We start from the raw sequence: 12,126 nt of genomic DNA on the forward strand, positions 1-12,126 counted from the left end.
GCCCCGGTGCCCCCCTCGCCGCCATCAACAGTGATGAAATCGGGCGCGTCATCGCTGCCGCGCGCCACGATCCGTTGAAACAGTTCGTCAAACGGGTCAATGGACCCGATGACGGTCTTGAACCCTACTGGCTTGCCCGTCACCTCGCGAATGTGCTCGATCACATCCAACAGATCATCCCAATCGTCGATTTCCAAATGCCGGTTGGGCGAGATCGACGCTACACCTTCTGTAATGCCTCGGATCGCTGCAATCTCGGCCGAGACTTTGGCGGCTGGCAGAATGCCCCCTTTCCCCGGTTTGGCCCCCTGCGCCAACTTCAACTCAAACATCTTTACTTCGGGATGCGCCGCTATTTCGCGCAGCTTTTCGTCAGACAAGTCACCTTCGGTGTTACGCACCCCATATTTCGCGGTGCCGATCTGGAACACGATGTCGCCGCCACCGCGCAGATGGTACTTTGACAAACCACCCTCGCCAGTGTTCATCCAAATGCCTGCCTTGGCTGCACCCAACGACAGCGCCTCGACCGCGGGACGTGACAATGCACCAAAGCTCATTCCGGACAGGTTGAAGATCGACTTCGCTTCAAACGGCTGTCGTGCGGTCGGTCCAATGACCAGCGGCACGGACTGGGCGTATTGATCGCTGACCGGCGGAAAAGCTGCATTCACAAATATCGGCGTTCCGGTGATCCCCAAATTTCGGGTCGACCCGAACGCGACCGTGTTTCCATGACCCGAGGCCGCCCGTTCCACCCAATCCCGCTGGGCGCGATTGAACGGCAATTCCTCGCGATCCATCGCAAAGAAGTACTGTCGGAAAAACTCGCCCAAATTGGTGAACAACGTCCGGAAGCGCCCGATCACCGGGTAATTGCGCCGGATCGCATCGTGGGTTTGAAATCGATCGATAAAAAACAGCACGACGACCACTGCCAAAGCCGCGCCGACCATAAAGATCAGCACCTGCGCCAATATCTCGACCGCCCAAAACATGGATTGCATGGAAATCCCCTTTTGATTCGAGACGAGTGTAACGACATGATCAGGGACGGAAAGGGCAAGACCATCGGCTTGCACAAACGATTCTCCGAAAATCGGAATTGGAATCAGTCACGTGATTTGATTGGCGATCAGCGCCAATTCGCGCAGGTCCAAAAAATGGCATTATCTCGGCTGGGAATCGCTCAAAACGCCCGGCGAGATAGGTGCCGTTTTGCCGTTTTTCTGCACCAATTCCGAGCTCTGCGGAAGTTCGCCTGTCGGTTGATGTTTTTCTGCAGATTAGCGCCTAAACAGAGTGGTTTTTCACAATCTGCGAGCCTCCATCCCGGTTTCGTGGTCCATATGGCTCTGCATCCAGCGTTGGATGCGAATAACAAATCTTTGGAGTATTTCTTATGAAAACCACATCTCTTGCTGCTGCCCTTCTGATTGCCGGCTCGACTGCACTGATGGCTCAAGATGCCGTTTTGGATGCGAACGAGGACGGACAAGTCACGATGGAAGAGCTGGTCGCAGTGTACCCCGATGTGACTGCTGAAGCATTCTCAGCCGCTGACGCAGATGCAAGCGGCACACTGGACGCGGACGAGATCGCTGCGGCACAAGAAGCTGGATCGATCCCAACCGAGATGTGAGGACTCCCCTCCCCACTCACGGCAAAAAGCCCCGTCGGTTCACACCGGCGGGGCTGTTTTTTTCAACGCGTGTTGGGGTTAGTGAACCACTGCGTCCTGAGGTGGGTGCTGGTTAGAGCTAGAAACCCTATCCCCAATGATCAGCCCCTCAGCGCCGGCACTGACCGTGATCGTGTCGCCCTCCATCACGTCGCCAGCCAGCAGCATTTCTGCCAACTGATCTTGCAGGGCGCGCTGGACCACACGCTTCAAGGGACGAGCCCCGAACACCGGGTCATAACCTTCGTCGGCCAACCACTTACGAGCACCATCATCAAGCTCAAGGCCGATATTGCGCCGTGCAAGGCGCTTGGCTAGACGTTCCAGCTGGATATCAACGATACCGCTCATGTCCCCACGGCTCAGGCGATCAAAGATGATCGTTTCGTCCAGACGGTTCAGGAATTCGGGGCGGAAATGAGCCCGCACCGCGTCCATCACGTCGCGCTTTGCTTCGGACGCATCTGCGCCGTCCGGCAATTGGCTCAGCGCCTGCGCACCAAGGTTAGACGTCAGAATGATCAGCGTCTGCTTGAAGTCGACCTTGCGGCCCTGCCCATCGGTCAGAACCCCATCGTCCAGCACTTGCAACAGCACGTTGAATACGTCCGGATGCGCCTTCTCGACCTCATCAAACAGCACGACCTGATAGGGCCGCCGCCGCACGGCTTCGGTCAACACCCCGCCTTCATCATATCCGACATAGCCCGGAGGCGCCCCGATCAGACGGGCGACCGCGTGCTTCTCCATAAATTCGGACATATCCACGCGAACCATCGCGTTGTCATCGTCAAAAAGGTATTCGGCTACGGCCTTGGTCAGCTCGGTTTTACCTACACCCGTTGGGCCAAGGAACAGGAACGACCCAAGCGGGCGGTTCTCGTCGTTCAGCCCAGCGCGCGCACGGCGCACGGCGTTGGCGACCGCGGTCACAGCGGACGATTGACCAATCACACGCTTATGCAATTCGTCTTCCATGCGCAGAAGCTTGTCACGCTCACCTTCCAGAATTTTCGAGGTCGGAATACCTGTCCAGCGCTCGACAACACTGGCGATCTGTTCCGGGCGCACGGCCTCTTCAACCATCATTTCGGCTTCAGTGCCTTCTGCATCCTCAAGCTTTTTCTGAAGCTCGGGGATGACGCCGTATGACAGCTCGCCTGCTTTCGCAAGATTGCCCTCACGCTTGGCGACATCAAGTTCTGCGCGCGCACGGTCCAACTGTTCCTTGAGGCCACGCGCCCCTTCCAGTTGATCACGTTCAGCCTGCCACTTGGCAGTCATGGAACCCGACTTCTCCTGAAGATCGGACAACTCGGCCTCAAGTTTTTCAAGGCGATCTTTCGACGCCTTGTCATCCTCAAGGCGCAGGGCCTCGGCCTCGATCTGCATTTGCAGGATCTGACGGTCCAGAGCGTCAAGCTCTTCGGGTTTTGAATCTACTTCCATCCGCAAGCGGCTGGCGGCTTCATCGACAAGGTCAATCGCTTTATCTGGCAGGAACCGGTCGGTGATATAGCGGTGGCTCAGCGTCGCCGCCGACACCAAGGCACTGTCGGAAATACGCACACCATGGTGTAGCTCGTACTTTTCCTTGATACCCCGCAGGATCGAGATGGTGTCTTCGACCGTCGGTTCTTCGACCATCACTGGCTGGAACCGGCGGGCCAAAGCCGCATCTTTCTCGACATACTTTCGGTATTCATCAAGCGTGGTGGCTCCCACACAGTGCAATTCACCGCGCGCCAAAGCGGGCTTGATCAGATTGGCCGCGTCCATCGCGCCATCGGCTTTACCTGCACCAACAAGCGTGTGCATTTCGTCGATGAACAGAATGATTTCGCCTGCTGCACCTGTGACTTCATTCAGCACGGCTTTCAACCGTTCCTCGAACTCACCACGGTATTTCGCACCCGCGATCAAGGCCCCCATATCCAAAGCCAACAGCTTCTTGTTGCGCAGGCTTTCCGGCACATCACCATTGATGATGCGCAGGGCAAGACCTTCTGCAATCGCGGTCTTACCCACGCCGGGTTCACCGATCAAAACCGGGTTGTTCTTGGTGCGGCGGCTGAGAACCTGCATCGTGCGGCGAATTTCTTCGTCTCGACCGATGATCGGGTCAATCTTGCCCTCTGAGGCAGCTTCAGTCAGATCGCGCGCATATTTGGACAGGGCTTCATAGCTGTCTTCCGCGCTGGCACTGTCTGCCGTGCGCCCCTGACGCACATCATTGATCGCCGCGTTCAGTTTCTTAGCATCCACAGCCCCCGCATCCAACGCGTCCCGCGCCTTGGATTTGATGACGGCCAAAGCAGTCAAAAGCCGCTCAACGGGCACAAAACTGTCACCAGCCTTTTTGGCCAGTTTCTGGGCTTCGTCCAGAACACTTGCCGTCGCGTTGTCCATATAAACTTGGGCGGCGTCGCCCGTCACTTTCGACAGCTTGCTGATCGCTGTATCGACGGCTTCGCGCACACGATCAGGCGACCCACCTGCCTTGCGGATCAGGTTAGCGCTCATCCCTTCCTCATCATCCATGAGGGCTTTCAAGATGTGCTCTGGCACCAGACGCTGGTGATTTTCGCGCATCGCGATGGTCTGAGCAGCCTGAATAAAGCCACGCGACCGTTCAGTGAACTTGTTCAAGTCCATGTCACTCTCCTTTAAAAGCGCCCATTTTTGGGTTGCCCACACTTGCGGCACATCCCATTCGGGCCTCGCAATAAAGATGGGAGCCTGTCGAAAAAATGCAAGACGGCAGGATGACACATCGACCCGAAATCAGGTTGTTTTGGCCGCGCAACGCCAGGTTTGAAACGGTGATCAATTGCGTTTGTATCGGTCTGCGGTTAGGACGAGCCAATCGCGCAAAAAAGGAGCCCCACATGTCTGATGACCGCCTGATCTTTGCCCTTGATGTCCCAAATGCACTGGAAGGTCTGCACCTCGCCGAGAGGCTGGGTGATGCGGTCAGCTTCTACAAAATCGGGCTGGGGATGCTGACAGGCGGCGGGCTGGCGCTGGCCAACGAACTGAAAAGTGAGCTTGGCAAGAAAATCTTCCTCGACATGAAGCTGTTTGACATCGGCAATACCATCGAGGCTGCTGTGCGCGGCCTGTCGCAATTCGATCTGGATTTCCTGACAGTTCATGGCGACCCACATGTCGTGCGCGCAGCACAGGAAGGTAAGGGCGGCAGCGACATGAAAATCCTTGCGGTGACCATCCTGACCTCTCTGGATCGTGACGATTTGGATGCAAGCTTGATCAAGCCCGGCAATATACAGGATTTGGTGTTGGAACGTGCAGCACGCGCATTGGATGCAGGTGCGGATGGTGTCATCGCCTCGCCTCAGGAAGCCAAGCTGATCCGCGCCCTGCCCGAGGCTGAAGGCAAGCTGATCGTCACCCCTGGCGTTCGCCCTGCTGGCGCTGATCTTGGCGATCAGAAGCGGATCGCCACCCCGGCAAAAGCAATTGCCGATGGCGTGGATCATATTGTGGTCGGTCGACCAATCCGCAACGCCCAAGACCCAAAAGCAGCGGCCGAGGCGATTGTCGCAGAGCTGAACTCGCCACAGGCGCGTCAGGCCAACTAAGACCAATTAGCTTTCCTTGCGCTTCGTGTTCACGACACGCTCTTAACAACGTGAGCCAATGAAAGCCGGTGCCGACTTGCGCGGCGCAAACAATACTTCGAACATGTGGGCCAGTGTGTTTTGTTGAAAACACACGTCGCGTCGACGCTGGTCAGATCACTGCCGAGGTCCCTAATGCCCGAAACAAACACTCACCCCGACATGTCCACCGTGTTGCGTCTTCGACGTGCGATCGGCGCGATCGGCCTGACGCTGCCGTTTGTGCTTCTTGCCAATGTATACCTTTTTGACGTTCCGATGCAGCGCTCGATCTCGGCATTCTTTTTTACCGAACTGCGCGAAGTGTTCGTCTCGGCATCAGCAGGTGTAGGATTGTTTCTGGTCGCATATGAGGGGTACTCGCGCAGGCAAAACGAAGTGCTGACGGATCGCATGGTTTCCAGCATCGCGGGTGTCGCTGTGTTCACCACCGCCTTCATTCCCACACTCTGCTTTCAAGAAGACTGTTATCAGCCCTTGGCCCTGTTTGATCAGTTGATACCGCCTGCGATGGATCAAATTCAGCAAAACATCCATTTCTTCGCTGCCGGGGTGTTCCTAATTTTCATGGCGATCACATCCATCAGGCTGTTCACCCGCTGTTCAATTGCTGAACTGGGCTTGCATAAACAACGCCGAAATCAGTGCTACCGGATCTTTGGTTGGACAATCATCGCGATGGTGCTTCTGATCGGGGCGGTCAAGATTTTCCTGCCTGAACACGGAAAGGTCTGGGATGCCACATGGTATTTCACATTCTGGGCGGAAAGCGTTGCCCTTTGGGCGCTTGGGTTAAGCTGGCTGCTTAAGGGCGGCACCATGGCGGATCAAATCCCGTTCCTGTTCGAATTCAGAACGACGCAGCCCTAAACGACCGAAGGATCAATGTTCGTTGATATCCACATCTATGCGCTTGGACTGCCCTTTGCGCACGCCGATCACCTGACGCAGGATCAACCATGTCACGAGAGAAATGGCGGCAAACAGAACCAGTACCCATGGCAGGCTTAGTGCAATGCCCAGAAACAAAAGTAACCCCACGACGGCTGCACCCACCGCGAAGCCAAGGAAGATGAAGCCGGGCGCTAGCATCTCGAATATGCCAAGGGCGATGGCCCCTGCGACCCAAACCCACCACGTTGACCACAACATCAGGGTTTCCCTTTCAACAGCTTGAAGGCGTCGCCAAACGCGTCCAGCGCATGTGCGGGCAGGATGATGGTTTGCTTGCCGTCGCCTTTGCCCACGGCAGCCAGAGCCTCAACTTGTTTCAGAGCCACCTGATACTGGGCGGCTTCAAGACCATTTTCGGCGATCGCCTTGGCCACCACTTGGGTCGCATAAGCTTCTGCATCTGCAGCAATGCGGCGCGCCTTGGCGGTTTGCTCTGCTGCATAAAGTTCGGCATCTGCGGCCAGTTCGACCGCGCGCCGCGTGCCTTCGGCTTCTGTCACTTGAGCACGGCGGGCGCGTTCGGCATTCAACTGCTGCAACATCGCCTCGCGGGTGGCATTATCCAGGTTCACATCAAGGATTTCTGCACGCGTTACCTCGATCCCCCAATCATCAACAGCATCAGCGACCTGTTGTTTGATTTTCGAGATCAGCTGTTGGCGGTTCGATTGAACTTCATCCAATTCCATCTCACCAATCCCAGAGCGGACGATACCGGCGACAGTCGTCGAAATCGCGGCATCCACGTCGCGGATCCGGTAGACTGTCTTTTCAGGCTCTAGAATTCGATAAAACACGCTTGTGTCGACCTGCACCAACACGTTGTCGGAGGTAATTGCGTCTTGGCTGGCTGTGGGCAACTGGCGTTCCAAGATTGACACTTTGTGGCGCACGCGGTCCAGAAAAGGCACGATAAAGTTGATCCCTGGCCCCAACACCGCTTGCAAGCGGCCAAAGCGCTCGACGACGAATTTCTGACTTTGCGGCACGATCTTGACGCCAAGAAAGACGACAACGATCAGGAATGCCGCAAGCAAAAGCAGCACGCTGTTTCCGCCAAGAAGCTCGGTTGGGATCTCATTCATGGAAGGCACCTTTCGCTGACCTGGACATTTTTAGAAGATGGTATCATTTTCCCGCTTGTTCAACACCATGTTGCGCAAGACCTGCAAGGGCTGCTTGCAAACGGGGCTTGAAATGCGGGATCGCTTGCGGGTCTGACAACCACGCTTCTGGATCCATCAACACCCAACGCTGCCCCTCGTTACCCAATGTAATGTCATTAACTCTGTGGATCGGCAGCGTCGCAGCAAACCACCACGACGTGGTACCCGGCACTGTCGGACTGTCCAGTTCTCGTTTCCAAAGCAGATCATCGACATGAAGCTTCAGCGAGAGCTCCTCATGGGTCTCGCGCAATACACAGGCTTGTGGCGTTTCCCCGTTTTCACGGCCACCGCCCGGGAAGTCCCACATATTCGGAAATGGAATGCCCGGAAAATTATCTCTGAGCAACGTCACCACTTGACCGCCGATCAACAAAACCAGTTTCGCACCGCTGAAATCGCTCATACTGTCCTCCTGATGCGCAGCCTAGTGTTTGTGACGCGTCATTGCATGGGATAAAATGCGCTATGCCTGCCTTATGCCGAGAATGCCTGACCCAATTTGACGAAGGCCGCCGCTGCCCCGCCTGCCGCAGCCCACGGGTCACGTCGCATCCCGAACTGTTCAAGCTGACCATCGCCCATATGGATTGCGATGCGTTCTATGCGTCTGTGGAAAAGCGCGACAATCCCGAATTGGCGGACAAGCCGGTTATCATCGGCGGCGGCAAGCGAGGCGTCGTTTCGACCGCATGCTATGTTGCACGTATCCGGGGAGTAAAATCCGCCATGCCGATGTTTCAGGCACTGAAGTTGTGCCCCGATGCGGTGGTGATCCCGCCGCGCGGCAGTCACTATGCCGCCGTGTCCAAACAAATACGCGCCATGATGGATGACCTGTCCCCGTCGATCGAGCCGTTGTCACTGGACGAAGCATTTCTGGACATGACCGGCACCGAAAAGTTGCACGGCGCGCCACCCGCCGTGATGCTGGCGGGATTGGTCAAGCGCATGCGAGACGAGTTGGGGCTGACGGGCTCTATTGGGTTAAGTCACAACAAGTTTCTGGCCAAAGTGGCCTCTGATCTGGACAAACCGCGCGGGTTCTCCGTGATCGGCAAGGCGGAAACCGCCAACTTCCTTAACGACAAACCCGTAGGCTTGATCTGGGGTGTGGGCGGCGTCACACGGGCGGCGTTGGAAAAGGCGGGCATTCGCACCTTTGCAGACCTGTTGCGTTGGGAAAAACCAGACCTTATCGCCCGCTTCGGCGGTATGGGCGAACGGCTGTGGCACTTGGCGCGGGGGGAAGACAAGCGGCGGGTGTCTGCCCACGCACCAATCAAATCAATCTCGAACGAAACCACTTTCTTCGAGGATACATCCGAAATCGATCTGCTGGATGGTCACATTTGGCGCTTGTCTGAAAAAGTATCTGACCGCGCCAAGGCCCGCGATCTGGCTGGCCAAGTGGTGACGCTGAAGCTGAAACGTGCCGACTTCCGCGCACTCAGCCGACAAAGCAACTTGGGCGACGTAACACAATCAGCGGATCGCATTTATCACACGGTCCGCGCGTTATTTGACACAGTTGCTGACAAGGGGCCATTTCGATTGATCGGTGTGGGATTAAGCCACCTTGGCTCTGCGGAGGCTGCCGATTTAAGCGACGACCTTCTGGACCCGCAAGCCGCACAACGACGCGCCGCAGAGCGTGCAACGGACACGATCCGTGCCCGTTTCGGTGACAACATCATCCTCAAGGGCCGCTCAATTCGCTAGCGTCACTCTGCCGCCAGTGCTTGCTCGGATCGACCTATCTCTGCAATCTCAGCAATGACAGAAGCCAACCGCGCTTGGACCTGTTCGAAATCCCCATTGGGCTGCACCATCTGCTCGTCCAGATAAAGAGCCCGGTCAATTTCAATCTGAACCACATGCTGCCTGCGCGATGGTCGGCCATAGTGTTGCGTCATGTAAGCACCCGCAAAAGGTGTGTTGCGCGCAGTCTGAAACCCCGCAAGGATGAAAGCTGCTTCGATACGATCGACAATTTCGGGGGATGCCGACGCGCCGAAGCGGTCGCCCAGCACGATTTCGGGGCAGCGCATTGTCCCCTTGCATAGGCTCTTCACCGCCTCATGCGGCATCGAGTGGCAGTCGATCAATATCGCCTCGCCAAAGACCGCGCGGCTACGATCCAACATTGATTGAAGCATCGTGTGATAAGGGTGCCAGTGCTCTGTCAGGCGAGCTTGAGCATCACGCAAAGACAGCTTGCCACGATAGATCGCACGACCACCGGCCACCACGCGTGGAATGACGCCCAGCCCCGAGGACACACGAGGGTTATGATCCACCCGCCTCAATCCCTTGATCAGTGCAGGGTCCAGTTCCTCTGGCCCCCGGTTCAGATCAACAAAAGCGCGCGGCGTGTTCGATACCAAAAGTGGTGCTCCATGGTCGGGGGCAACGGTAAATAGCTGGTCCACAAAGGCATCTTCTGACGACCGCACAGATTGTTCGTCAAGCACACTGTCGTTGAGGAACGTTGACGGATAATCCCGCCCGCTATGCGGCGAGGCAAAGACGACACTTGTCGTATGTGACGTCGGCATCGTCAGCGTATATGAAGGTGTCGACATCGAAGGTCCTTTGTGCCTTTGCTACAATGTATATAAAGGCAAAATTTCTCTCGTCAAAAGGCCTTGCGCGCGGCCACGACTCCTTTTATAGAACCGCGAACCGGCGCGGGTTTTCCCGCGTCGCGTTTTTTGGGCAGGTCAATATGACGGGTTCAAGAGATTTTCAGGGCGATTAGCTCAGCGGTAGAGCACTTCGTTGACATCGAAGGGGTCACTGGTTCGATCCCAGTATCGCCCACCATGAACCGCCCTATGGCCAAAAGGTCAGACGGCAAAATGTAGCTTAGGCGCAACCGCAGCGCCGCGTTGAAGGAGAAGGACCATGAAAGTTCGCAACTCGCTCCGCTCGCTGAAAAACCGCCACCGCGATTGCCGCGTGGTGCGCCGTAAAGGCCGCGTTTACGTGATTAACAAAACGCAACGCCGGTTCAAAGCCCGTCAGGGCTGAACACTTCAGCAGCGTTATCGAAAGAGCCGCCCAGAGGGCGGCTTTTTTGTTTGGGTTAGGCGGCGGGCACTTTTCATGCCAACCGCCTTGGTACCGCCGATTGAAAATTGCGGTCACCTGACCTTCGTTGAAGAACCGTTGTTAAAAGTTCACCAATAGCCGTGCCAATGTAGGTTGATCCACAATGCCTGTCGGCTTGAAACCGCGACCCTTCTGATACTGCCGTATCGCTTTTCGGGTTTGGGCATCAAATTTTCCGTCAACTTTTCCTGTGTTGAGCCCTTGCTTACTTAAGCGCTGTTCGACGATCAACCTGAGTGGACCGTTCTTCAACAGTGCTTTCTCAGCTGCCATAAGCGCTTTCCACTCAGCCTCACGTTTCTGTTGCTGCTTAAGCTCTTCGATCTTGTTTGCAGCAACATCGACAAAGCGACCGTTAGGATATTTTCGCAGGTAGGCCTGATATGACTCGACTGAGCCCAGGGAATTTGCTCTGTTCCAATCGGCCCGCTCAGCCTTGCTTAGTCTGGTGTCACCACCGCGTTGCCATTTGGCAAGAGCGGCATCCGCCTCATCAGCGTGCAAGCCATCTGGATAGCGTTTCAAATAGGCCGCCAATCCCTTGATGCTGCCGTCTTTCCCGGTCTGATTCCAGTATTCATGGTCAAGCCGGGCAAGCTCTTCTGCCCGTTTGCGGGCACGCTCTTCCAACTCTGCCGCGCGATTGGAAGCCTGCCGTTGCAAAGCCGCGATCAAGCGCTTGTTCAAGAAGCCCGTTCCTCTCAGGCCCTGATCTTCTTGCCAGTCGGCGATCGCAGCACGCGTACCGCGTCCGAATATGCCATCGATGCCACCGGGGCTGTATTCCAAGATGGTCAGATCACGTTGTATATCCCGGCGTTCGCCGCGTTTCAGACCCAACGCCTGCTCGATACGCTCAGCCTCTGACGCCACCCCTTCTGTGAAAGGTGTATTGTCAGAGAAATCCCCAAAGGCTTCGATACGAGGATGTCTGTCTCGCAGAACGCTGCTCATTTTCGCGCCAGGTGTTAAAGCTGTCTTGTCAATGAACCGGGCAAGCCCAGGCGCTGGACCAACCAGAACACCAACACCGTCTGGGGTGTCAAATTCTCCGATGCCCGCCGTCAGTCCAGCCCCTAAGGGGGTGTCATTTCCTTGCGGGGCTAACAGGATCAAAGCGCGCTCCGGGTGGTCGGCCGCGCTGTTCAGTATCGCGCTCAGCGGCACTCCAGCTCCGCCGATCGATAGGTCAGTCAAGTCTTCTGCGTAGCGGGTGATCAACCATGTTTCTTCACCGTTGTTGGCAAACCGACCAGAGATGAAGATCAACAACCGCTCTGCCTCGTCCGCCTCTACGCGAAACTCCGACACCGCTTCCCAAGCACTTTCTGCGCGCTCAGACTGGCTATCGAAAAAGGTGAACCCTTCTTTGACCAGGCGGCGTTCAAGCAGGGCAGCATCTTCAACACCCTGAACATCGTCAAGATACCGATAATCACTTTGCGTCAGCAGCAAAGCGGCGTCTTTCGCCGTTGCAAACCCCGCAAAGCAACAAAGCGCCGCAGCAGCCACAGCCGTTTGAACCCGAATAGTCATTACTCACCTCCACCGTGGAATTGTACGCCAAAGC

General features: G+C 56.2%; 12 protein-coding genes and 1 tRNA gene (1 of these 13 cut by a window edge). 6 read left to right on the forward strand and 7 right to left on the reverse strand.

From position 1 onward, the window contains the following. Positions 1 to 998 carry the 5' portion of an FMN-binding glutamate synthase family protein gene (locus tag K3556_RS14195; protein WP_409557779.1) on the reverse strand. The gene continues 481 nt to the left of window position 1, outside the view, so the window shows 998 of its 1,479 coding nt (coding positions 1–998); its start codon is at positions 996 to 998; its stop codon lies beyond the left edge, outside the window. Between the two features lie 404 nt (positions 999 to 1,402). Between K3556_RS14195 and K3556_RS14200 the strand changes: the two genes are divergently transcribed. Then, the gene (locus tag K3556_RS14200) at positions 1,403 to 1,642 is read left to right on the forward strand and encodes a hypothetical protein (RefSeq protein ID WP_260517415.1); all 240 of its coding nucleotides are present in this window, start codon (positions 1,403 to 1,405) and stop codon (positions 1,640 to 1,642) included. 78 nt (positions 1,643 to 1,720) lie between these two features. On the opposite strand, the gene clpB is transcribed toward K3556_RS14200, so the two are convergent. After that, complete coding sequence (gene clpB, locus K3556_RS14205; protein ID WP_260517416.1) at positions 1,721 to 4,336, reverse strand: ATP-dependent chaperone ClpB; 2,616 nt, start codon at positions 4,334 to 4,336, stop codon at positions 1,721 to 1,723. A gap of 233 nt (positions 4,337 to 4,569) precedes the next feature. Here clpB and pyrF point away from each other — a divergent pair, with 233 nt between their 5' ends. After that, positions 4,570 to 5,283 (forward strand): orotidine-5'-phosphate decarboxylase, encoded by a 714-nt coding sequence (pyrF, locus tag K3556_RS14210; protein WP_260517417.1) that lies wholly within the window; start codon positions 4,570 to 4,572, stop codon positions 5,281 to 5,283. 174 nt (positions 5,284 to 5,457) lie between these two features. After that, a complete protein-coding gene (locus tag K3556_RS14215) occupies positions 5,458 to 6,192 on the forward strand; it encodes a hypothetical protein (protein WP_260517418.1) in 735 nt (244 codons plus the stop codon). A 12-nt stretch (positions 6,193 to 6,204) separates the two neighbouring features. Here the strand turns inward: K3556_RS14215 and K3556_RS14220 are convergent, their stop codons facing one another. From K3556_RS14220 to K3556_RS14230, 3 genes are read right to left on the reverse strand one after another with little or no spacing between them, the layout of a single operon-like run. Continuing rightward, complete coding sequence (locus tag K3556_RS14220) at positions 6,205 to 6,474, reverse strand: NfeD family protein (RefSeq protein ID WP_260517419.1); 270 nt, start codon at positions 6,472 to 6,474, stop codon at positions 6,205 to 6,207. Then, complete coding sequence (locus K3556_RS14225) at positions 6,474 to 7,361, reverse strand: SPFH domain-containing protein (protein ID WP_260517420.1); 888 nt, start codon at positions 7,359 to 7,361, stop codon at positions 6,474 to 6,476. The genes K3556_RS14220 and K3556_RS14225 overlap by 1 nt, the downstream gene beginning before the upstream one ends. A gap of 43 nt (positions 7,362 to 7,404) precedes the next feature. Next, on the reverse strand, positions 7,405 to 7,848 hold the full coding sequence (locus K3556_RS14230; RefSeq protein ID WP_260517421.1) for an NUDIX hydrolase: 444 nt from the start codon (positions 7,846 to 7,848) through the stop codon (positions 7,405 to 7,407). A gap of 62 nt (positions 7,849 to 7,910) precedes the next feature. Between K3556_RS14230 and K3556_RS14235 the strand changes: the two genes are divergently transcribed. Beyond that, positions 7,911 to 9,164, forward strand: a complete 1,254-nt coding sequence (locus K3556_RS14235; protein WP_260517422.1) for a DNA polymerase IV — start codon at positions 7,911 to 7,913, stop codon at positions 9,162 to 9,164. A gap of 2 nt (positions 9,165 to 9,166) precedes the next feature. Here K3556_RS14235 and K3556_RS14240 read toward each other — a convergent pair whose 3' ends face one another. Further along, entirely contained in the window at positions 9,167 to 10,027 is an 861-nt protein-coding gene (locus tag K3556_RS14240) for an N-formylglutamate amidohydrolase (protein ID WP_260517423.1), read from the reverse strand. A 166-nt stretch (positions 10,028 to 10,193) separates the two neighbouring features. Between K3556_RS14240 and K3556_RS14245 the strand changes: the two genes are divergently transcribed. Next, positions 10,194 to 10,268, forward strand: a tRNA-Val gene (locus tag K3556_RS14245). Positions 10,269 to 10,349: 81 nt separating this feature from the next. Further along, positions 10,350 to 10,475: a type B 50S ribosomal protein L36 gene (ykgO, locus tag K3556_RS14250; RefSeq protein ID WP_005850168.1), complete on the forward strand. Its 126-nt coding sequence runs from the start codon at positions 10,350 to 10,352 to the stop codon at positions 10,473 to 10,475. Positions 10,476 to 10,616: 141 nt separating this feature from the next. Here the strand turns inward: ykgO and K3556_RS14255 are convergent, their stop codons facing one another. Next, positions 10,617 to 12,092 carry a peptidoglycan-binding protein gene (locus K3556_RS14255; RefSeq protein ID WP_260517424.1) on the reverse strand — a complete coding sequence of 492 codons (1,476 nt, stop codon included), beginning with the start codon at positions 12,090 to 12,092 and terminating at the stop codon, positions 10,617 to 10,619. Positions 12,093 to 12,126 lie beyond the last annotated feature (34 nt).

The sequence above is a fragment of the Aliiroseovarius sp. M344 genome (assembly GCF_025140835.1).
GTDB lineage: Bacteria > Pseudomonadota > Alphaproteobacteria > Rhodobacterales > Rhodobacteraceae > Aliiroseovarius.

Bases quoted from the DNA above. Each gene is read 5' to 3' on its own strand.
- K3556_RS14200 (WP_260517415.1), top strand. From the start codon at position 1,403: ATGAAAACCACATCTCTTGCTGCTGCCCTTCTGATTGCCGGCTCGACT.
- clpB (WP_260517416.1), bottom strand. From the start codon at position 4,336: ATGGACTTGAACAAGTTCACTGAACGGTCGCGTGGCTTTATTCAGGCT.
- pyrF (WP_260517417.1), top strand. From the start codon at position 4,570: ATGTCTGATGACCGCCTGATCTTTGCCCTTGATGTCCCAAATGCACTG.
- K3556_RS14215 (WP_260517418.1), top strand. From the start codon at position 5,458: ATGCCCGAAACAAACACTCACCCCGACATGTCCACCGTGTTGCGTCTT.
- K3556_RS14220 (WP_260517419.1), bottom strand. From the start codon at position 6,474: ATGTTGTGGTCAACGTGGTGGGTTTGGGTCGCAGGGGCCATCGCCCTT.
- K3556_RS14225 (WP_260517420.1), bottom strand. From the start codon at position 7,361: ATGAATGAGATCCCAACCGAGCTTCTTGGCGGAAACAGCGTGCTGCTT.
- K3556_RS14230 (WP_260517421.1), bottom strand. From the start codon at position 7,848: ATGAGCGATTTCAGCGGTGCGAAACTGGTTTTGTTGATCGGCGGTCAA.
- K3556_RS14235 (WP_260517422.1), top strand. From the start codon at position 7,911: ATGCCTGCCTTATGCCGAGAATGCCTGACCCAATTTGACGAAGGCCGC.
- K3556_RS14240 (WP_260517423.1), bottom strand. From the start codon at position 10,027: ATGTCGACACCTTCATATACGCTGACGATGCCGACGTCACATACGACA.
- ykgO (WP_005850168.1), top strand. From the start codon at position 10,350: ATGAAAGTTCGCAACTCGCTCCGCTCGCTGAAAAACCGCCACCGCGAT.
- K3556_RS14255 (WP_260517424.1), bottom strand. From the start codon at position 12,092: ATGACTATTCGGGTTCAAACGGCTGTGGCTGCTGCGGCGCTTTGTTGC.